The sequence below is a fragment of the Lacticaseibacillus hegangensis genome, assembly GCF_003946465.1.
GTDB classification, from domain to species: Bacteria; Bacillota; Bacilli; order Lactobacillales; family Lactobacillaceae; genus Lacticaseibacillus; species Lacticaseibacillus hegangensis.
In genome coordinates this window covers 1-19101 of the sequence record NZ_RHOL01000016.1, presented here as the reverse complement: position 1 = coordinate 19101, position 19101 = coordinate 1, and the positions used below count along the sequence as shown (strand labels likewise).

Here is a 19101-nt window from a genome sequence, read left to right as displayed (position 1 = left end):
AGAATGAGGTGAATATTTTGAACAGCTTAACAGATAAACTTCAAGAAAAGCTTATGCCATTGGCTCGTAAACTTGATACAAACAGATACTTGTCCGCAATCAAATCTGGCTTCTTAGCTTCAATGCCACTACTGATTATCGGCTCAGTTTTCCTGCTCTTCGAAAATATTCCATGGGCTCCTTACACGAACTTCATGGTCTCTGTACTCGGTAAAAACTGGACTCAATACTTCAGCATTCCGTTTGAAAGCACCTTTGATATCATGACCCTCTTTGTCATGATTGGTATGGCCAAGTCTCTTGGCGATTACTACAAGCTCAATCCCATTGCTTCAATCACTATCTCCTTGGCGGCATATTTTGTACTCACGCCAGACCTAACAGCTAAGGGCGGCCTCCTTGGGATTCCTAAATCAAGCCTCGGCTCGGCCGGCCTCTTCCTTGCAATGGTATCAGTTATCTGCTCTATCGAGGTCTATCGTCTTGTCACTGCGAAGGGCTGGACAATCAAGATGCCTGACTCTGTTCCGCTAAACGTTGCCGAATCATTCTCTTCTCTGATTCCTGGCATGATGGTCATTCTCCTCGCATACATCGTACGCATCGTATTTCAGTTTACTGACTACGGATCAGCTCAAGCTTTCATCTATAAAATCTTACAAATCCCATTGCTTGCTTTGGGTAGCACTCTACCGGCGCAATTGATTGCACAGCTCTTTGAAAGCGTACTTTGGTCGGTCGGGATTCACGGTGGTAATGTTGTTGGCTCTGTCATGGATCCAATCCGCATGACTCTGATGGCACAAAATGCACATGCCTTCTCAATCGGGGCACACATTCCAAACATCATTCAATATCAGTTTGGTGCTTTGTTCATCTCAATTGGTGGCTCAGGTACGACTATTGGTCTGGCTATCGCCGGTTTCTTCTTCATGAAGTCTCGTCAATATAAGGCAATCAGCCGTGTCTCCTTTGTCCCAGCGCTGTTTAACATCAGTGAACCTATGATCTTTGGATTCCCCATTATCTTGAACCCAATCCTGATCATTCCGTTCATCATTACTCCTCTGCTTATGACTGTTCTCACCTATTTCGTCATGGCAACTGGCATCGTTCCGCCAGCTAGTGGTGTGAACATTCCTTGGACCACCCCTGCTATAATTTCTGGCTTCCTAGTGTCTGGTTGGAGGGGTGCTGTCTGGCAAGCAATCGAGGTTGCTCTGAGTACTGCCATCTACTATCCGTTCTTACATGTTCTCGATCAGCGTGCCCTAAAACAGGAACAGAGCGATGCAGAAAAGAGCAAGACTGTAGATGCCGCTAATTAGTCAGGAGTTGAATAAACTTGAATCAGTTTCCTAAAGGATTCCTCTGGGGCGGCGCATCTGCTGCTAGTCAGTACGAAGGTGCTTTTGATTTAGACGGAAAGGGCTTATCTACAGCTGATGTCGTTCCTAGATATACTTCAGAACAGCGCCAAAAGTATGCACATCCTTTTGAGGTTTCCAAAACGGACGCATTGCGTAACATGAACGACTTCACGTCAAACTATCCTAAGCGGCGAGGCAGTGACTTCTACCATCGATATCGTGAGGATATTAAATTGATGGCTGATATGGGTTTCAAAGCCTTTAGGTTCTCCATCGCTTGGACCAGAATATTTCCAAACGGTGACGATGAAAGACCAAATGAAGCAGGCCTGCAGTTCTATGATCGCGTCATCGACGAATGCTTAAAATACAATATCGAACCTGTCATTACGCTCTCTCACTATGAAACACCCTTACACCTTGCTCTCAAATATAACGGTTGGTCCGATAGGCGCCTGATTGCATTCTTCACGCGCTTCGCTGAGACTGTTATCACGAGATTTAAGGGTAAGGTCAAATATTGGATTACGTTCAATGAAATCAATGGTATCTCCATGACGCCATACACAGGTGGTGGATCATTTATTCCTGCCGGTCGCGATGCACTTCAAGTTGGCTATCAGGCCGCTCACCACCAATTTCTTGCTTCTGCGCATGTAAAAGAACTAGTAGAAGAAATTGACCCTCAGGCTAAAGTCGGATGTATGATGGCAAAAATGGTCGTCTATCCTGAAACTAATGACCCAGCCGACATTCTCGAAGCGCAGAAACAAAATGATCTTAATAACTTCTTTGCTGACGTTCAGGTCAAGGGCAAATATCCAACCTTTATGCAGCACTACTTCAGTGCTCATCATGTCACTATTAAGATGGAACCAGGTGACAAAGAATATCTGATGGCTCATACCTGTGACTTCATCAGCATCAGCTACTACATGAGCTACACCGTCAGTGCTACTGCAAAGGCTGATAACGTAGGTGGCAATCTAAGGACCGCCATCCGGAATCCTCATTTGGAGCAATCTGAATGGGGCTGGGAAATCGACCCCCAAGGTCTGATCTGGGGCCTACGCGACTTATACGACCGCTACGAAAAGCCCATCTTCATTGTCGAAAACGGGCTCGGTGCAAAAGATACCTTGACCGATATGCATGAGATTCATGACCAATACCGAATTGACTACCTGCGAGCTCACATCAAAGCAATGGCTACAGCAATTGCAGAAGGTGTAGAAGTCATCGGCTACACTGCTTGGAGTGCCGTTGATCTGGTAAGCATGTCCGGTTCTGACATGTCCAAAAGATACGGATTTGTGTACGTCGACGTCGATGACTTCGGCAACGGTTCCTACAATCGATATCCTAAGGACAGCTTCTACTGGTATAAGAAAGTCATCGCATCTAATGGTGAAGAACTCTGATTCTCTCCCTCAAAATAGGCGAAAGCAAGAGCGTCCGCAGCCGGGAAGCAAGTCCCTGGCTCTGGACGCTCTTTGTCTTTTGCTCTGATCTTGTCATCAACCGCAAGACTTTCAAGCAGCTCGGCTCTCCGACCCCAGCCTGCGAGAGCTGAATGCTCTGAGGTCATAGCGGCCGGGGGGTATCCCCCGACCAACTACTGCCGTCGCCTCGTGACTTCAGCCGTCGCTGTGCTGTGATGCCTATTGGCCTGCATATCGCCCCTGCAGGCGGCCCGCTTCCGAGCCGGCCAGCCGATTATCCGCTCCCGTTTCCTTACGATTTCGGCCATTCGCTTGCCGGGTCCGCGCTTGACCCTCTCCCATCATCAATGGCCCACCGGAGCGCACTCCCCCCCGGCTTCGGACGTGGCTCCAAGCATCTTGCAGCGCTTGTGACGGGTACACGCCTGTCCCGACTCCGCCTTCCTACTTATCGGCCTGAAGGGTAACGAAAAGGCCGGACTTGACGTTTTGAACGACAAGACCGGCCCGCTGCGTGGTACACTAAGGCGGAGCAAAATATGCTCATAGTCTTGTCTGCGCTAGCTCTCAAGTCTCGAATCGGCGACTCTCCCCAGCCGCCGATTCTTTTTTTATGTTCAGTTGCAATCGCTTACTAATTTCAGCCAAATTATCTCACGCGTTCACCCCTGCCGCTAACAACTATGCTTGTGAACTTAGGCTCTTAATGGCACCCCGCGCGGTGCGTGGGATTGCGGTTTTTGCAATCGTACGCGCCGGGTGGGGTCTCACAGCAGAGCTGTGTTGCGGCGGCACGCCGCGCTTCCCTACTTAGTGAAAGTGCCCCAGTAGCTTGTCCGTTTGGTGCCAGACGCGGTACCGCTGGCGATGTAGCCGTAATCCTTACTACCGCGCGGCTGGCGAACAACGACATAACCGCCGATGTACGCGTACGCATCATACTTAACCTTGTCACCCTTGTGGAGTAGCGCGATGACGCCCCCGGTCAGCGGCGCAGCGCGCAGATAGACATCACGATCCAGGATGAACGTGCCAGCCTGCTTGATCCAGGATACGGCCGCCGCAGTGGGTGTTGGCGCGGCCGCTGGTGCTGTGACGCCTGTATACAGACCCTTGTAGTCGTAAGAGGCATCAACATTCAGGCCGCTCCAGTTGCTGGTAAACTGCCACGTGCCGACTCCGGACATCTTCACAGCTGCAACGCCGAACTCCGCCACCCAGAGATTTTTCACGGTCAGAAGCGACGGGACCAGATGACCGTCCTGAAACCAACTGCGCATTGAATACACGTCTGCCTTGGGGAACCCTGCGCCTTTAGTGGCGGCCGTAAAGGCGTTGGCTGCACTAGTCAGCGCTGATCCTTGCGCGCGCTCCTCAATGTCGTCTGCCAGCACGCTGTCGGCACCGAGTCCCAGCCACTTGGCTTCTGCAGCGAAGAACTTGCCTTCTGCCGTGGCCTGAGTCGGATTGGTCCATCGGGCGTAGTGATAAGCATGAACCGCCATACCGGCCGCGCGGGCCGCCGCCAGTTGTGCCTTGGCCTTTGGATTGCGGTAGGTGGTGCCTTCTGTCAATTTTACGATTACAGCGCGGGCGCCTTTGTCATAGGCGCTGCGGAACCAGCTTGCGGTATCAGGCTGGTAGCTCGCCACGTCGAGTACTATTTGTGCCACTATCATCGTCTCCTATCGGTCGTAACCTTGGTGTCGTCTGCGGCTTAGTGCCGCCATTGCCATACTGCTGCATGATGCTGGGCGCCAGATGCGAAGTGTCGAGCAGCGCACTTTCGGTGTAGTGCGCGGTCATCGACAGGCTCTTGTGGCCCAGCAGGTACTGGATTTCCGTCATCGCGACTCCCTGCTCGAGCATGCGGGCGGCAAACGTGTGCCGCAGCAAGTGCGAGTAGAAGTGCAGACCGCTGATTTCGGCGTAGTTCGTTGCGTATTCCTGTAGTGTCCGCTTGCTGACATGAAACAACGGCAGTCCGGTCGGGTGCTGATCCAGCCAGTAGCTGTAGAGCACCCTGGCGGCCTTATCGTCGACTACTGGCACGGTTCGGTCCGACCCCCACTTAGCGTCCCGGATGTCGATCCAAACCGCGCCGCCAACGAGCTTCACATCCGTGTAGGTCAGCTTTGCGACTTCGCCGACCCGTGCGCCGGTCCCGAACATGGTCCAAAACGCCGTGCGGAGGTTAGCCTGCAGCGTGTCGAAATACGCCAGGACGTCTCGCAGCTCATCATCGGTCAGTCGCTGGATCCGTGGCACAGTGCCGCGCAGGCTCATGCCAGTCGGCACCGGGTTGTCATCGATGCCATCGGTAATCACCAACCATTCGTAGTACAACGAAACGGCGGAAATTTTCGAGTTGATGGTTCTGGCGCTGTTCTTTTCACGCAAAAGTTGACGCTGCCACTCGATCACATCGGCTCTTTCTGCTTCATCAAGCCGTTTTCCCCGCTCTTCTAAGTAGTTCTTCCATAGTCTCACACGCCTTTCATATTCGTAGACTGTGTTGGTCGACCGCCCAATGTCGCGTAAATACTGGGCCCAGGTATGCATACCGCTTCGCCTCCGCGCCAATTTGCAAATTTGTCGTGTGTACTTTCCCAAAATCCAGCATGTGGCCTCATTTTTTTTCGCTATTCATCTTCTCGACCGCTATTAGCATTTGGCGCGTGAAATCTTCAAAACTCTTCACCAATTGATCCAGGCGCGCCTCAACGCGAAAAATCAAAATCACCGCGATGATCACGCCGGCTGCCTGATCCATGATTGCTTGTAAGATGCTGCTTTCCATCTCGTTCTCCCCTTGCCCCGCACCGGAGCTAGATTTCCTCGTCCCTTCCTAAATCGAAGCGCTGCAGCACGACCTCATCGGTGAGCTTCTGGTCCGTGATCTGGGCCAACTCGATGCCGCACGTCTCGCAGAGGTCAAAGCTGCCGACCAGGAGTTTGCCGCTCGCCGCATCGCGCACCGTCATGTGGTAGAAGATGTCCTGCACCCGGCCGCAACACTCACACTTGCGATAAATGGGCTTGCTGTACGCCTCGATTGGCAGTCTTTCAGCCATGCTCACTTGCGCTCAACCTCCTTTTATCTAAAAACACGGGCCGCTGCCCGTGTCTGCTCACTGAATTTCTTTAACAACTCTATTGCTCGTGACGATTTCCCACGTATATGACGAATAGACAAAGTTGTCGAACTTATAACCTGGTGGCGCTGGCACTGCTCCTGATGCTTTCATATTGGAAATGATTGGCCAAATCAATTCAAAAACCGCTGATTCCAGAAACCGGCGTCGCTCTCTAACCAGATCCCGCTCCCAGTCCGGGCCAACAAAATCGATTGTGGTGTGTGGATCAATCCAGATTGCTCTTGGGTCCCAAGGATCGTTCGACCGTGTTCCATCATTTGGCATAAACAGCCATATCACGCCGATATCAACCCTGAGAATCGACATCTAAATCACCTCGGACGATCTCGGACTCGGCAATCGTCTCAATGTTCTCCGGCCGCCCTCCGACTGAACCGGCAAGCCAATCCCCAATAACAATTTCCATTCTTTCCGGTCCGGTACCACCCAAGTTACTAAAGTTCGAGTAGTATGCTTCCTGATCAAGACTAAATGGGAATACGGTGGTGATTGTTGTCGGCCTCATTGGATCATCGTTCACGTGCGTCGATACGATTAGTCGTGTTCTCTTAACTTGTCGCATAGTCTAACCTCCATACACAAAATCTGCTACAAATGCTTCTGTTACAGTCGTCCTTTGCACCTTGGCGCTCCTGATATGCTGAGCGCTTAAATCCTGGCCGGTATCCGTAACGATGTCCAGTGCCACGACCCGTTCCGCGAAGTGCTTTAGCATCTCGTATGTGAGTCCTGCCTCTGCCCAGGAAAGCCGGATCTGAAGGAACCGACCAACGTGACTGGTCGTAAACTCTAACGTAACGATGCTTTGTGTCTGCGTCATCCGAGACCCTTCTCTCTGTAATCAACCTCTCCCCAGGCATTGATTCCCCAGCCCAAGTCTACGAGCCACGTCCATTGGAGTTGCTCTTCTGTCAGCTCCGGGTGTGCCTTTTTAGCCTGATCGTGGAAAATCAACCAGTAAGCATACCGTTCCTCAATGTCGGTACTGTAATCGAGGACGTAATATTCCAGTGCCTCTTCAGGCGTCATCTCATACCAGCGAACCCAACTCTGAATGAAAAATTCCTTGAGTTCCCTTGCTGCCTGCTGTTCTACCGTGACTGGGTGATACATATCGATGTGGTACATGATCATCCAGTTGGTCCATTGTTCCTCTGTTGCATCCGGAGCTGCCTCAAAAAAACTCTCGCGGTACTTAGCAATCCGCTCAGAGTTAGTATCCATAATCTCCTTGTTGCGTTCGATCAGTGTGATCCGGGTTGGTGTGGTCTCTCCGTATGGCGGCGTGAGTTTGGCGATTTCATCCGCAAAGTCCAGCAGCGCCTGGTCGTCTTTTTGCTTGATATTACTAAAATTGATTGTCTTTAACGCCGGATCTGTGCCACTCTTCAGCGTGATACGCAGCGAACGCTTGCGTAGCTGTTTTACCATTGGCTCACCGCCTATTCCTCATCCAGGTTGGTGCGGGTGGTTTCAATGAGTGTGATGCCGGTGACTTCTTCGTACTGATTATCCTTGTCTTCATCGCGCCACATGTGCAGCGCCGCCATCAGGTTTGCCAGGTCTCGCGCAGCCTGCTCGTTGATGGTGCTCGGGTTATAATCGCCGAACTGACGGGACTTGGAGGTGCCGTCAGTGGCTAGGAATGTCATGCGTAGTGCTGCCATTTTTCCTCACTCCTTCTATTCGATGTCAAAATCGTCGCGAACGACCACGGACTGCAGCTTGATGCCTGGCTTGAGCTGAGCGATCAGCTGCGCCACGCGGTACAGGTTGTTATCCGAGATGTTCAAATTCAGGTTCGAAAAGGTGATGTTCTCGCGCTGGATGGGCTCCGCTACGGTCACGGTGGTCACTACCAGCGCCTTGCCTGCTCGCTTTTGCATTAGTCCTTAACCTCCTCTTGAAGTTGGAACGCGTCTGTCACGATGCGGGTGATGATCTGCCCGCCGGCGACGGTGCCGTTGAAGCGCTGGCCGGCTTCGGACAGCAGCGGGCTGGTCGCGAAGAAGTCCGCGAACCGCTTCACCATTGGGGTGGTGAGGCCTGGACCCACTTGCGGCACCCGCAGCAGGGTCGATGAGTTCTTCCCGCGCAGGGTGACCTGCAGGACTTCCGTTTTTACTGGTTCTGCCATTGGTTATTCCTCCTTATTCTTGCGGCTGGCCGGATGGCGCCATAGTCGACTCATCCGCCAGAATTTCGCTGTAAATGCGCAGACGCAGGCCGGTTTGGACCACTTTTCCGTACGGCGGCAGCATGGCGATCAGCTCGTCGGCGCCGGCCTTCATTTCATTGTCATTGGCGCTTGGGTGCACCTTGGAAAAGGTGTAGCGGTAGTTCTCCGGCTGCGGGTGGTTCGCAGCCAGTTTGTCGTAGCTTTGATTAAAACCGTCGACCTCCAAGGTGCGGCGGGTTTCCTTACGTTGTGCCATTGTTATCCTCCTAGTCATTCATGATGTTGTCGTGGTCGGTGGCGATGAGGCGGGCATCACGCAGGTGCACGCCCTGGTGCGGCGCGGAGTCGCTGATGAGTTTTGCCAGCATCGCCAACTGCTTCTTATCGATTTCCTCGGGCAAGTATTCACCGAGGGTGAGGCTGAGCCATTTTCGATTGCGCTTGGTGACAGCATCGGTGTATTCGAACCGGAGCTGGATTTTTGCCATCAGAGCACCTTCTCTCTTAACGTCAATTCCACGCCCACCAGCTGATCGCCCTTGCGGATGGTCGCCATGAGCTCGCCGGCGCGCCACAGGTCATCCGGACTCATCCAGACGGTCTGCCAATGCACTGAAAACGCGGTGCCGTCGCGCTTTTTCAGATGGAAGGTCACGGTTGCGCCTTCGTAGGTGTCATCATTCATTAGGCCCACCCGATTTCCATTGCCAAGGCGTCGGTCACGGTGGTGCGGATCAACTTGGCTTCTGAGACTTTTGAGACTTGGCGACTGCCGTCTTTGGTGACGATGGCGCCGGACTCAAGGACCTCCGCCAGCGCCTGAACGCGCGCCGGGTCTGGAACGCTGCCGACGCGACTAAGCTTTAGATTGGCGCTGTCCGAGCCGATTTCAATTTTTAAGGTAAGGACTAAGCTCTGCTTTGACGGCATAGTTCACACCTCCTGGATCCTGCGGGTCACTGCTGGCCGGTCTGGTTTTCGCGTCGGGCGTGATGTCGTAGGTGTAGTAAACGTACTGATCCGAGCTGGCGCTCCAGTCGTCGACGTCGCCCATCACGATGGGCAGCATGGCTTCGGCGAACTGCCAGAGTTCTTCTCCCCTGATGTCATCCGCCAGCCGCGGCAGGTTCTGCACCACGGTCACGCGCTCGTCGTGCTCATCAAACCAGCGGTAGTAGATTCTGCCGGTCGTTCTGCTTCGTGTCAGGTATGCCATTTTTACGTCTCCTTCCCTCCTTTCCCATTATTTATGCCATCTGCGGCGATTTTTTTGTATGTGCCAATTTATTAATTGGCGCTGGATAGCGCTTACATTACTACCGAGACATGGGTTTTGTCTATGTTTTGCGAATATGACTTTTTTGGTTTTGCCCCGCGCCGTGGCGCGGGGCTGTGGGCTTCACGCTAACGTGGCAGTGGGTCTATGTAACCGCGGGAAAGGTCAGAAGCGGGCAATGGCGCATTCCAGCCATGCCTACTTCTGACCTTTCCCGCTTCTCGAACCCAATGGTCGGCGAGCCTGCAGCGAGCCGCCATGCCGAGGCTGTTCCACGGTCGCAGCGCCTGCAGCGCTGCGCTGTGGAATAGCCAGGGCGCCATAAGCGCCCGGTCGGCCTAGCGAGCACTAGCGTAATCTCTACCGCTCTGTCTGGTTCGTGCGGGTGGGTGGGACCTCTTACGCTCCCCCTGTCAGCCGCTACCCCTGAGCCCCACTGCTCTATGGCCGCGATCAGCCGTGGCATGGTATTGGCTCAGATAGGCCTCGCCTTGCCCCGAGCCGCGGGACGGCTGACTGCCCCGAGCGGCCGCTGTGGCTGCCGGCAGCCGCTGCTGTGAATCGTCTGCACACTCTTTTCAACGCAAAAACGCCGCTCTTCTGACTACGAAGAGCGGCTATCGGCCCGCTCGCTGCGCGCGATTGGGGGTGGGCGGCACTGGCGGCGGGACTGGGAAGATGCCGGCGCCGTCTTTAGCCCGAGGGCGGGACTGAGGCCGTGTCCCGCCTGGGCTTGGCGGGTCGCGGACTCACTCCCGCCCGGTGCAGCGGCAATATGCTGGCGTGTTGGCTGGTACCGTGGTTCTTGTCCCTGCGCGTGGCGAATACTGATGTCAGACTGGGCGCACGCGTTGAGGGCTTGAACTTCGCTGCCTCTAGCTCACCGAATCATCTAGGCATGTCCGCCGGTGAACTAGGGTCGAAGTGCATAGCACTTCGGCCCTTGTTCAAGCCCCCTTGGTGTCCCCACCAGGACTTAGATTAGTCCTTATGAACGGGGGTAAGGAAAGGGGGGTCTGGGGGGAAACCTAGGGGGCGGCCGGCGAACATGCCGCCGCCACACGGTAATCGCGATGGGTCTGGGGGCTTCGCGCCGGCCTTGGTCTTCTGGCGCGGGCGGCCGAGGCGGCCGCAAGCACTTCTGGCCGGTGAAGGGCGCAGCCCAGGCCAGGCGGCCGGAACGGCCGCAAGCACTTCTGGCCGGTGAAGGGCGCAGCCCAGGCCAGGCGGCCGGAACGGACGCAAGCACTTGACCTACGGGCCCGAGCCTGGCCCGCCGGGGTTTGGCGGGCTAGGTGAGCGCCCGGACCATAGCACGCAAAAACGGTAGTGGTTGCACACTGCCGTCTCTTAAGTTCTATCTATCTGTATATCTTGATACTAATCTTGACCTGCTGGAGCCGCGGTGTCTGCATCTTCACTAGCTTCTGCGGCTTCCTTATCTTCAGCGTCTTTCTTCTCTTTAGCCAACATGCTCTTATCCAAAATCTTCATGAATGGATACCAAAGAGCTAATCCTAACAAGAATGAAAGAATCTGGGCAACGGCACCCATAATGTTGAAGTTTGTCGCCAGAAGCCCACTGATGATTGGCGGTGTGGTCCAAGGCACCGGTACAACTGGAATCGGAATCCAGTGAATAACAGCCAATCCATACATGAGAAGAAATTGAAGGATATATGCAAAGATCCAGGGAATGAACAGAATCGGGTTCAGGATAACAGGTAACCCGAATAGGAACGGCTCATTGATGCAGAACATCGCCGGGATAATAGACATCTTGCCCATTGCCTTCGCCTGAACAGACTTGCAGAACAACAGCAATACTGGAATGCAAAGGATAAACGGCTCCGAGTAGACCTGCCAAAAAGTCTGAGAAACGATGTACGGCAGCGCTTTGCCCGCATTATATGCATCCAAGTTGGCGGTCATCATGGTCAACAGAATTGGTGACCAAACTGACATGACAACGTTTGTCCCGTGAATCCCGAAGAACCAGAGAACCTGCTGAACCAGAATGAAGAACAGAACCGCCCAGACACTATCTCCGACCTTCAGCAACGGTGTGGTAAAGATCTGATAGATGAAGTTCTGGAATGACTGGAACGGTGTCAACAGAAACAGGTTCCGCACAATGATGAAGAACAGCAGCGTCAAAGTCATTGGAAGTAAGGATGCAAAACTCTGCGACACATTAGGCGGTACGGCATCTGGCATCCTGATTGTCCAGTGCTTCAAGGTAAAGAAGTGATAGAGCCGTATTGAAATCAACGTAACGATAATGACAGTAAACACGCCTGATGAACTGAAGACAGATGTTGGAATAACATTTTCAGTCACCACGTTATGAACGACTTTGCCCTTAACCATTGAATCCCCTGTATTGCTGAAGATGGTAATGGCTAGGAACGATGTAATTGCGACGATGACGCCGTAGATCTTATTCTCTTTCAACTGTCCGGCGTAGCTATTCGCCATGCCAATTAGGACCAGCAGCGCAATCATCCCAATGGTGATTGGGTTGGCCTGTGAGAAGAAATTACTCAACCAATTCTGAACGCCTGGTGCGACTTTGTCCAAGTATGGAATGTTCGTTAGAATCAGTGCTATCGCACCAAAAATGGTGGCTGGTACTGCAACAACCATCCCATCTCTGACGGCTGTCAGTTCTTTGTTTGCACTAAGTTTATTAGCTATAGGCATAATATGCTTTTGCAAGAAATCTGATAGCTTATCAAACATGGATGTCCCCTCCTTCATAAATAATCCGCTTATTACCTAATGGCGACTGGTAATCCTCGATCTTCACTTGCCCATTGCCAAAGCTAAAGGTGATTGTGGCCTGATTGTTCAGGGACATTCGCACATCGCCTTCCCAATCCTTAGGGCAAGCTGGCAGCAATATCACGTCCTTGTCGGTCTCCTGCACCAACATCTTCTGGAGACCAATCATTCCCGTACCACCCCAGTTGTGATCGGGAAGCCAATCATATCCAGGGCCCCAAAATGCCGGGAATCGTTGCCAACTATTCTTCAACTTTTCGTATGTCAGATTTGCCGCATCATCTGCGTCCCCTAACAACGCCACAAAAATGTTGTCCTGATGCCAGCCGATCTTTCCCCGCTGCTTCTCACTGTCTACCCCATAGCGCCAGGTATCTCGTGCAAGATCAAGATTCGGTCTGCCCACGCCGTATTGTTCGTAAGGAAAAACCGGGTATAGCTGAGGAAGTTCAGCATTCATAATGTCGGTAAAGTAGCTGGCTGGCGCGATTGTGTCGTGTCCTTGCATCTGCCGATGAGGCAACTCAGGCAACGCCTGATAGAACTTGTTGAACTCCGTTCGCTCTTCTTCATCGATTTCGTTATTGAAAATCTTCAGATACAGCGGCACAGTTGCTCGAAGCCCACTAATTACCTCCGTCGGATTGACCGCATTCTTGTATGACTCAGTCGCCGTAGACGGTGCAATGACTAGCTTCCCGTCCGCATCATAATCACTGAGCGTTGTAATCCGGTGTATGTACCTGTAGTGATCATAGAAGAACAGCAAACATTGCTTGATCAATTCATGATACTTGGTAATGGAACGCCCGCTTGCCTCTGCGTAGCGCAGAATCATGTAGCTGAGTTCGATTTGGCTAGCAAAATAATATCTGGTGTAAGGTGAATCAAGCTCTGCGGGATCTGTAAATCCATACCTGCGCTTACCCGTCTTGGGATTAAGCCAGCCATACTCGGAACCAGATGACAGCCCAAATTGCTCGAGCTGTTCTGCAAACATTGCTCCACGATGGCCCCAAAGCTTCTTAACGAACCCCATGGCAAGCGGTAATCCCCGCCGGTAAAGCTCAAACAGCGGGATCATGGCATCATAGTCTCCTGCCGCTAACATAGGCCAATAGACTAGCCGTTGATTTTGACTGGTGAAGATTCCTCCCCACATACGAAAATCCGGATCGAACTTTTTGAGTGACAAATGATTCCCAGGATTGTCTCCCTTTTGAACAGAATCAATGTCCTCCTGCCCGCTCTTACCGACAAACGGCAGGTCCGGATCAACAGTGAACAATCCGCCATTAAATTTGGTTGGAAAAGCCCCGGCTTGATTGCACAACAGCATGTACCTGAACAGCTCATAGTTCTCGCTGATTTCTTGTGCTCTATTATCGTGGCTGCGAAGATGAATCCAGCTTCGCACAGCCGCCTCATGCCAGAATTTATCGGCGTCTTTCTCCTGTTGCAAAACGTCAAAGCTTTGCGCGCGGGCTGTCAAGCTTTCTTCCCAATTGTCTAGGATCATAGCTTGACTGTGATCCAATAAAACAAGAATGCTAGCACCGTCGGTAATCTCAACTGAGTATGTGTAAGCAACTGCCGGCCTGCCATCATAAGAGGTGGTCCCTGCTTCACATCCGTCAAACAGTGAAGAGGTCATCAAGCCGCCAAATATTGCGCCACTCAAGTAATCAAAGGCCTGTGAACGGTAGTCATCTAGATGCTGCTGATGGACTGTGTCGTCAATGATCGCCGAGTTCTTGTTTTGATGCCAAAAGCTCAAGCGCGTTGAATCTGCAACAAACTCATCACGGTGCTTAATTACCTTCCCTGGAAACTTATAGAAGCCTTTGCAAGGCCAGCGTGAGTTGTCATTGGGCAACTCATGATCGTGGATCCGCCAATTCTCATAAGTAACGCTGGCAGCAATTGACTGCTTGCATGAGAATGAAACAATTGCCGCCGACTCAGTGACTGAGCAGAACCAAGCGATGGTCAGCGGCTTGTTGTCAACGGTTAGCTTGATGGTAACCTTCCCAGCATCCGTACTAAGGCTCTGAGAGATGAAATGAACGGACTTTTTAAAGACGATTCGCAATCTTCCGGCCTTTAAGAGTTCATCATTCTCATCAAAGAAATCGCTACGGCTGATATATGCGAACACCTGATGATCCTCACACCAGACGTTCAGGCCCACATCGTGACCGCCAACTGGCATACTCTCACTAGCGTTGTGGCTCTCTGTCTTCCAGGTTAGAACGCTCAACTTTGATCCTCCTTTCTGTTTATAATCTTCTGTCTTAGAACAACAACTGAAGGAATCAGGGTTACAAAATTACAAAGGTATATAGATGGGAGGTTCATGACAAGTCCGTAGACTATCCAACACACAACACCAATGCAAAACGCCACATACGTTGCTAGCGAGATACTCGAGGTATCCTTCGTCCTGATCACCCTGATTGCTTGAGGAAAAAATGAAACACCTGTCAGCACACCTGCAGATATGCCGAGAAATTCAATCATGATCTCACCACCTTGTAAGGGGCTTTATAAAGCTCCTTTACAAAGCCAATGGTATGCGTTTACAATTTCTGTGTCAACTCCTAATATAAATTAATTTTTGTGATACAATGGCCTCTATAGGGAGGTGTCTATATGGCCTCAGATTCTTCTGTTTCAAATAAAGTAAAAATCTTAAACGCAATTCGAGCGACGTCTGGTATCACTCGCGTGGAGCTTTCTAAAGAATCTAAATTAACGCTTCCATCAGTGAACTCAATAGTCCGAAAACTGGAGAAAGTTAATCTAGTTAAGGAAGCCGGAAAGGCTGCTTCAACAGGCGGTAAGCCAGCCTCTGTGGTTGCCTTCGATGGAAGTCACTACCATGTGCTTGGCATTGATATTGGCACGACTCATCTCACCTTTTCCGTTGTCGATTTGGAAGGTCGCATAATCTATAAGGAATTAGTAGGTACGCCTAAGGACGATGCCGACATCGTCAATGACATTGTCGAAATCTCACGTAAAATTGTCGGTCAATTCACGACTGCCCATCATCGGCTCCTGGGTATTGGTGTTGGTGCCGCCGGGATTGTAGACATCAGCACGGGGAATATCCTGCTCTCTCCAAATATGCCTTACTTTACAACCAATATTGTGGAGGCTCTGAAGCAAGCAATCCCTGACTTGCCGATTAAGATTCAAAACATCACCAAATGCATGGCGCTTGCTGAACTCAACTTCGACAATCAATCAGACGCCCAGTCTTTTGTCTGCATTAATCTGGGCCATGGGATTGGATCTGCGACAGTCCTGCAGGGGCAACTTTATGAGGGTAGTTTCCGCGGGCTTAGCGAGATGGGGCATACAGTTATCAAGCCTCATGGTCCCTTATGCAGCTGTGGCAATCACGGCTGTCTTGAAGCTGTCTCCTCCTCTCGAGCCATTATCAGGGACGTTAAAGCTGCGCTTGATGATGGCGCACAGTCCTCTTTGAAGCGTGATGAAGAGCTGGATGGCAAAAAAATTTTTGAGGCGGCTATTGCCGGTGATTCACTGGCGTCTAAAGTGACACAAGAAGATCTCTATTACCTTGGCGTCTCCATCGGCAATGTCATCAACTTTATTGATCCCGAGGAAATCATTCTTGAGGGCGGCATGACGAACTCCGCAGACTACCTACTGGGGATCTTGGCCCCTGTTGTTAAGGACAATCAACTTAGCCCCTCTAACTCACCGCGTCTTCGGATTTCTCGGCTTGGCGATGACGCGGGCGTTATTGGTGCTGCCTGTTTGATTATGAACCGCGTCTTTAATACCGGTGACGTTGATATGATCGACTAGCTGACACAGAACGAAGATTGTGTTTTATCACTCAGCGGTGCTGGCCTGTGCGAATTGTCTCTCAGACATCATGCTTACACCGTTGGTAATCTCCTTAGACTGCTGGATGCCCGTAACCATCCAGCAGTTTTCTTTATGCCGTGAGAGCTCCTTTTTAAGTGATACCTACCCCGAACGCAGGAACCAGAACATTAAAGGGGAATCGAATTTCCGCTAGCCAACAATCTTTTCAAGATTATCAGTCACAAGTAAGCATTCGATCTCACGCCCTCCCGGCCATTTAGAGGAGCCGGCTCGTATGCAAATTTTGTTTTGGTGATATGACATCACGATTTGTGGCAGACTATTGTGTTTAGTCCTCTCGTGCCGCACGGAATCACCTTGGCTTGTTCCCGAATCGTAAACAAGTTGGTAAACAAACCCGCGTAGAAACAGGCGACTTTTAGACCACTTGCGGTGAAGTTGGCGAACCCCAGCGGCTGAACTCGCCTCAGAATCACGATCTGATGAAGCGGAGACGGCTGATTTCTCTGTCCCCAGGGCAGGTACGCGCCCTGCGGCTCCAGCGCTGTAGTCTCAGCCAAGACCCCGTTTCCTTTTTCCCAAAACGGGCTTGAACTTCAGTCTTGGGCTTACAGTATGGAGGGGGCGGCACGCGCGCGGGCTGGTGGCGCGGGGTGCGATGCCCGGCAGCGCAGGAGGATGAGGCTGAGTGTTAATAGGCAAACCCGTGTGGATTGCAGGTCGGTGTCGCAGGCGTGAGGGCGGGTCTGGGCTGAGCCTGCCGGCCGGAGGGCGGCGGGCTACAGGCCACGCCCGCCCGGTGGTGACAGTCGGGTGCTGGGGAGTGCGGATCCTCTGACCGTGAAGGCCGGCAGGCCAGGTCAGGCGGCGCGAAGCGGCGCAAGCACTTCTGGCCGGTGAAGGGCGAAGCCCAGGCCAGGCGGCCGGAACGGGCGCAAGCATTTGACCTACGGGCCCGAGCCTGGCCCGCCGGGTTTGGCGGGCTAGGTGAGCGCCCGGACTGTGGGGGGCGCCGCGGCCGGGGGAAAGCGCACAAGGGCGGGACTGGAACCGTGTCCCGCCTGGGCTTGGCGGGTCGCGGTGCCACTCCCGCCCGTAACCCCGCTGGCAAATGAACCGAACGCCGAGGGTACATTAACTTGCGCCTCATAGACAGAAATGTCGGCAGACAAGAAAGCTCCACCTCCCATTATCCGGAGATGGAGCCTTGAAGTTAGTCTAGGTATGCGCCCTGATTCTTCAATGTCTTGCGTAACTGTGCCACATCAACTTGATGGAAATTCGAGCTGCTAGCAGTTGCCAACGCAGCGGCAGCCCCACATGCTTGGCCCAGGATCATCACAGTTGGCGTAGTCCGAATTGAGGCCTGCACATTGAAATCAACTGAAACGCAGCGGCCTGTAACTGCTAAATTGCTGTACTCAGGCACTGTCATGACTTCGAAGGGAATATCATGATAGTCCCTAAGACTGTCACGGTCGAATGAGGAAGGATCAGACTCATGATAATCATTCGGTGTACCATAACCACTTCCCATAGGGCTGTGTATATCCATCGGATATGGTGTGTGAGCAATGGTAGAGGCAAACTTCTTATGTGATGCAAAGTCCTCAGTAGTCAGATAATAGGAACCTCTTATCTGCCTAGACTGACGCACGCCGATGTTCGGTCCGGTGAACTCAATCTGGCAGTGCTCAAAGCCCGGTATCGTCTTTCGCAGCCAAACGAACAATTCATGACACTGGATACGGCCTTGAATTTCCGCGTCCGATAATGTCTTGGCATCAAATGAACCATTGCTCAGTATCCGAGTCGCGTTGACGATATACTCTCCAGGTGTGTTCGTCTCAAAGAACAACAAATCTTTACGCGGTATGGAGAGCTCTCCATCCATTCTGGCCTGGCGAAACTCCTCTTCATAACCACTGACTGCAACGCGTGCTGCATTGTTGAACGCATCCAAATCTCGCTCTGCACGCGGGAAACGCTCTTTATGCGCCAGAACGTCCCGCCGGATTTCCTCAGTGTCAACGTTATAAAGTTTCATATTGAGCGTCATTGGTTGCGTTAAGTTATCCTCTTCACGCCCGAGATTGAATGGGACGCCTACCTTTAGTGCTAGGTCAGCATTCCCCGTTGCATCGATAAACGTTTTAGACGAGATATTCGTGAGGCCATCCTCGTTTGCAACCTGAATAGAAGTCACACGGTCACCCTCTTTAACGGCGTCAACGAGCATGGTGTGGAAGAGCACATCTACCCCAGCCTCTTGGGTCATCGTGTCCAGCGTTAGTTTCAGACCTTCAGCGTCGAACGGCGTGTTATAGGACACATAGTTCGTTGCGTCTGGTACATGGCCTGGCGAAAAGTGCTGTTTCACTAGCCGGTCGATCAGCTCCTGAGCAAGCCCTTTGATGACTTGCTTATCCCCTGCGAAGAACGTCATCATCGGCCCGACACCCATCGATGTCAATGATCCACCGAGAAAACCAGCCTGATCGATGATGAGGGTATGCGCCCCGTTCCTAGCAGCGGCAACTGCAGCCATTGTCCCAGATGGTCCCCCGCCAACGACTACAACATCATAGTCAGTTGAAATGCCCGTCAAATTGTTTCCTCCTTAGCGCTCTGGTTAAAGATGTGATCGGCAATCTTCATGAATGGAAGGTAGATCAACACATCCATCACAATAATCAACGTGTGAACAACCGCCGCACGCCAGTCACCACCGGTAGCTAGGTATGCATTCATGATTGGTGGCGTCGTCCATGGTACCATCACGACCACTCGATTCATCCAGCCAATCGCGGTTACCCCATAGGCAATCAGAATGTTTAAGACTGGAATAATCAGGAACGGGATAAACAGCGGCAGGTTGAAGACCACTGGATAACCAAAGATCGTCGGCTCGTTGATTTGGAAGACACTTGGTAAGATAGCTAATTTTGCGACCCCAGTTTACAATTCAAGTGCAACACCCTGACGACTAGACCAAAAAGGCCATGAAGACCTATTCTTGTTAGTACTA

The 19101-nt window shown here is 52.0% G+C and carries 23 protein-coding genes; 3 read left to right on the top strand and 20 right to left on the bottom strand.

Translation table 11 applies throughout. The annotated features are described in order from the left end of the window. Positions 1–17: 17 nt before the first annotated feature. Together EKM86_RS06335 and EKM86_RS06330 are read left to right on the top strand one after the other, a co-directional pair. On the top strand, positions 18–1328 hold the full coding sequence (locus tag EKM86_RS06335) for a PTS sugar transporter subunit IIC (protein ID WP_125756191.1): 1311 nt from the start codon (positions 18–20) through the stop codon (positions 1326–1328). Positions 1329–1345: 17 nt separating this feature from the next. Further along, the gene (locus tag EKM86_RS06330; RefSeq protein ID WP_164506190.1) at positions 1346–2791 is read left to right on the top strand and encodes a glycoside hydrolase family 1 protein; all 1446 of its coding nucleotides are present in this window, start codon (positions 1346–1348) and stop codon (positions 2789–2791) included. 827 nt (positions 2792–3618) lie between these two features. Here the strand turns inward: EKM86_RS06330 and EKM86_RS06325 are convergent. From EKM86_RS06325 to EKM86_RS12625, 18 genes are all read right to left on the bottom strand, one after another. After that, positions 3619–4485, bottom strand: coding sequence for a GH25 family lysozyme (locus tag EKM86_RS06325; RefSeq protein ID WP_225419366.1), 867 nt, complete (start codon positions 4483–4485; stop codon positions 3619–3621). Beyond that, positions 4445–5374, bottom strand: coding sequence for a tyrosine-type recombinase/integrase (locus tag EKM86_RS06320; protein WP_125756185.1), 930 nt, complete (start codon positions 5372–5374; stop codon positions 4445–4447). Before EKM86_RS06320 ends, EKM86_RS06325 begins: the two co-directional genes overlap by 41 nt. Positions 5375–5441: 67 nt before the next feature. Further along, positions 5442–5585 (bottom strand): YvrJ family protein, encoded by a 144-nt coding sequence (locus tag EKM86_RS12495; RefSeq protein WP_225419365.1) that lies wholly within the window; start codon positions 5583–5585, stop codon positions 5442–5444. A gap of 55 nt (positions 5586–5640) precedes the next feature. Further along, positions 5641–5886, bottom strand: a complete 246-nt coding sequence (locus tag EKM86_RS06310) for a hypothetical protein (protein WP_125756183.1) — start codon at positions 5884–5886, stop codon at positions 5641–5643. A gap of 57 nt (positions 5887–5943) precedes the next feature. Further along, positions 5944–6276 carry a hypothetical protein gene (locus EKM86_RS06305; protein ID WP_125756181.1) on the bottom strand — a complete coding sequence of 111 codons (333 nt, stop codon included), beginning with the start codon at positions 6274–6276 and terminating at the stop codon, positions 5944–5946. Next, a complete protein-coding gene (locus EKM86_RS06300; protein ID WP_125756179.1) occupies positions 6257–6532 on the bottom strand; it encodes a hypothetical protein in 276 nt (91 codons plus the stop codon). The genes EKM86_RS06305 and EKM86_RS06300 overlap by 20 nt, the downstream gene beginning before the upstream one ends. 254 nt (positions 6533–6786) lie before the next feature. Continuing rightward, the gene (locus EKM86_RS06290) at positions 6787–7401 is read right to left on the bottom strand and encodes a DUF1659 domain-containing protein (RefSeq protein WP_125756175.1); all 615 of its coding nucleotides are present in this window, start codon (positions 7399–7401) and stop codon (positions 6787–6789) included. A gap of 11 nt (positions 7402–7412) precedes the next feature. Further along, the gene (locus tag EKM86_RS06285; protein WP_125756173.1) at positions 7413–7637 is read right to left on the bottom strand and encodes a hypothetical protein; all 225 of its coding nucleotides are present in this window, start codon (positions 7635–7637) and stop codon (positions 7413–7415) included. Between the two features lie 15 nt (positions 7638–7652). Then, the gene (locus EKM86_RS06280; RefSeq protein ID WP_125756171.1) at positions 7653–7856 is read right to left on the bottom strand and encodes a DUF1659 domain-containing protein; all 204 of its coding nucleotides are present in this window, start codon (positions 7854–7856) and stop codon (positions 7653–7655) included. Then, the gene (locus EKM86_RS06275; RefSeq protein WP_125756169.1) at positions 7856–8107 is read right to left on the bottom strand and encodes a hypothetical protein; all 252 of its coding nucleotides are present in this window, start codon (positions 8105–8107) and stop codon (positions 7856–7858) included. Before EKM86_RS06275 ends, EKM86_RS06280 begins: the two co-directional genes overlap by 1 nt. 13 nt (positions 8108–8120) lie before the next feature. Next, positions 8121–8405, bottom strand: coding sequence for a hypothetical protein (locus tag EKM86_RS06270; protein ID WP_125756167.1), 285 nt, complete (start codon positions 8403–8405; stop codon positions 8121–8123). A gap of 10 nt (positions 8406–8415) precedes the next feature. Continuing rightward, entirely contained in the window at positions 8416–8637 is a 222-nt protein-coding gene (locus tag EKM86_RS06265; protein WP_125756165.1) for a hypothetical protein, read from the bottom strand. Then, complete coding sequence (locus EKM86_RS06260; RefSeq protein WP_125756162.1) at positions 8637–8834, bottom strand: hypothetical protein; 198 nt, start codon at positions 8832–8834, stop codon at positions 8637–8639. Before EKM86_RS06260 ends, EKM86_RS06265 begins: the two co-directional genes overlap by 1 nt. Next, entirely contained in the window at positions 8834–9079 is a 246-nt protein-coding gene (locus tag EKM86_RS06255; protein WP_125756160.1) for a hypothetical protein, read from the bottom strand. Before EKM86_RS06255 ends, EKM86_RS06260 begins: the two co-directional genes overlap by 1 nt. Next, positions 9039–9365 carry a hypothetical protein gene (locus tag EKM86_RS06250; RefSeq protein ID WP_125756158.1) on the bottom strand — a complete coding sequence of 109 codons (327 nt, stop codon included), beginning with the start codon at positions 9363–9365 and terminating at the stop codon, positions 9039–9041. The genes EKM86_RS06255 and EKM86_RS06250 overlap by 41 nt, the downstream gene beginning before the upstream one ends. A gap of 1440 nt (positions 9366–10805) precedes the next feature. Further along, a complete protein-coding gene (locus tag EKM86_RS06245; RefSeq protein ID WP_125756156.1) occupies positions 10806–12167 on the bottom strand; it encodes a PTS sugar transporter subunit IIC in 1362 nt (453 codons plus the stop codon). After that, positions 12160–14469: a DUF5703 domain-containing protein gene (locus EKM86_RS06240; RefSeq protein ID WP_125756154.1), complete on the bottom strand. Its 2310-nt coding sequence runs from the start codon at positions 14467–14469 to the stop codon at positions 12160–12162. Before EKM86_RS06240 ends, EKM86_RS06245 begins: the two co-directional genes overlap by 8 nt. Beyond that, on the bottom strand, positions 14466–14729 hold the full coding sequence (locus tag EKM86_RS12625; RefSeq protein WP_125756152.1) for a SemiSWEET family sugar transporter: 264 nt from the start codon (positions 14727–14729) through the stop codon (positions 14466–14468). The genes EKM86_RS06240 and EKM86_RS12625 overlap by 4 nt, the downstream gene beginning before the upstream one ends. Before the next feature lie 132 nt (positions 14730–14861). On the opposite strand from EKM86_RS12625, the gene EKM86_RS06230 reads away from it, so the two are divergent. Continuing rightward, positions 14862–16049: an ROK family transcriptional regulator gene (locus EKM86_RS06230; RefSeq protein WP_125756150.1), complete on the top strand. Its 1188-nt coding sequence runs from the start codon at positions 14862–14864 to the stop codon at positions 16047–16049. Between the two features lie 1237 nt (positions 16050–17286). On the opposite strand, the gene EKM86_RS06225 is transcribed toward EKM86_RS06230, so the two are convergent. Together EKM86_RS06225 and EKM86_RS06220 are read right to left on the bottom strand one after the other, a co-directional pair. Next, the gene (locus EKM86_RS06225) at positions 17287–18681 is read right to left on the bottom strand and encodes an FAD-dependent oxidoreductase (protein WP_225419364.1); all 1395 of its coding nucleotides are present in this window, start codon (positions 18679–18681) and stop codon (positions 17287–17289) included. Continuing rightward, complete coding sequence (locus EKM86_RS06220; protein WP_164506189.1) at positions 18678–18959, bottom strand: PTS sugar transporter subunit IIC; 282 nt, start codon at positions 18957–18959, stop codon at positions 18678–18680. The genes EKM86_RS06225 and EKM86_RS06220 overlap by 4 nt, the downstream gene beginning before the upstream one ends. Between the last annotated feature and the right edge of the window lie 142 nt (positions 18960–19101).

Bases quoted from the DNA above. Each gene is read 5' to 3' on its own strand.
- EKM86_RS06320 (WP_125756185.1), bottom strand. From the start codon at position 5,374: ATGCATACCTGGGCCCAGTATTTACGCGACATTGGGCGGTCGACCAAC.
- EKM86_RS12495 (WP_225419365.1), bottom strand. From the start codon at position 5,585: ATGGATCAGGCAGCCGGCGTGATCATCGCGGTGATTTTGATTTTTCGC.
- EKM86_RS06310 (WP_125756183.1), bottom strand. From the start codon at position 5,886: ATGGCTGAAAGACTGCCAATCGAGGCGTACAGCAAGCCCATTTATCGC.
- EKM86_RS06305 (WP_125756181.1), bottom strand. From the start codon at position 6,276: ATGTCGATTCTCAGGGTTGATATCGGCGTGATATGGCTGTTTATGCCA.
- EKM86_RS06300 (WP_125756179.1), bottom strand. From the start codon at position 6,532: ATGCGACAAGTTAAGAGAACACGACTAATCGTATCGACGCACGTGAAC.
- EKM86_RS06290 (WP_125756175.1), bottom strand. From the start codon at position 7,401: ATGGTAAAACAGCTACGCAAGCGTTCGCTGCGTATCACGCTGAAGAGT.
- EKM86_RS06285 (WP_125756173.1), bottom strand. From the start codon at position 7,637: ATGGCAGCACTACGCATGACATTCCTAGCCACTGACGGCACCTCCAAG.
- EKM86_RS06280 (WP_125756171.1), bottom strand. From the start codon at position 7,856: ATGCAAAAGCGAGCAGGCAAGGCGCTGGTAGTGACCACCGTGACCGTA.
- EKM86_RS06275 (WP_125756169.1), bottom strand. From the start codon at position 8,107: ATGGCAGAACCAGTAAAAACGGAAGTCCTGCAGGTCACCCTGCGCGGG.
- EKM86_RS06270 (WP_125756167.1), bottom strand. From the start codon at position 8,405: ATGGCACAACGTAAGGAAACCCGCCGCACCTTGGAGGTCGACGGTTTT.
- EKM86_RS06265 (WP_125756165.1), bottom strand. From the start codon at position 8,637: ATGGCAAAAATCCAGCTCCGGTTCGAATACACCGATGCTGTCACCAAG.
- EKM86_RS06260 (WP_125756162.1), bottom strand. From the start codon at position 8,834: ATGAATGATGACACCTACGAAGGCGCAACCGTGACCTTCCATCTGAAA.
- EKM86_RS06255 (WP_125756160.1), bottom strand. From the start codon at position 9,079: ATGCCGTCAAAGCAGAGCTTAGTCCTTACCTTAAAAATTGAAATCGGC.
- EKM86_RS06250 (WP_125756158.1), bottom strand. From the start codon at position 9,365: ATGGCATACCTGACACGAAGCAGAACGACCGGCAGAATCTACTACCGC.
- EKM86_RS06245 (WP_125756156.1), bottom strand. From the start codon at position 12,167: ATGTTTGATAAGCTATCAGATTTCTTGCAAAAGCATATTATGCCTATA.
- EKM86_RS12625 (WP_125756152.1), bottom strand. From the start codon at position 14,729: ATGATTGAATTTCTCGGCATATCTGCAGGTGTGCTGACAGGTGTTTCA.
- EKM86_RS06230 (WP_125756150.1), top strand. From the start codon at position 14,862: ATGGCCTCAGATTCTTCTGTTTCAAATAAAGTAAAAATCTTAAACGCA.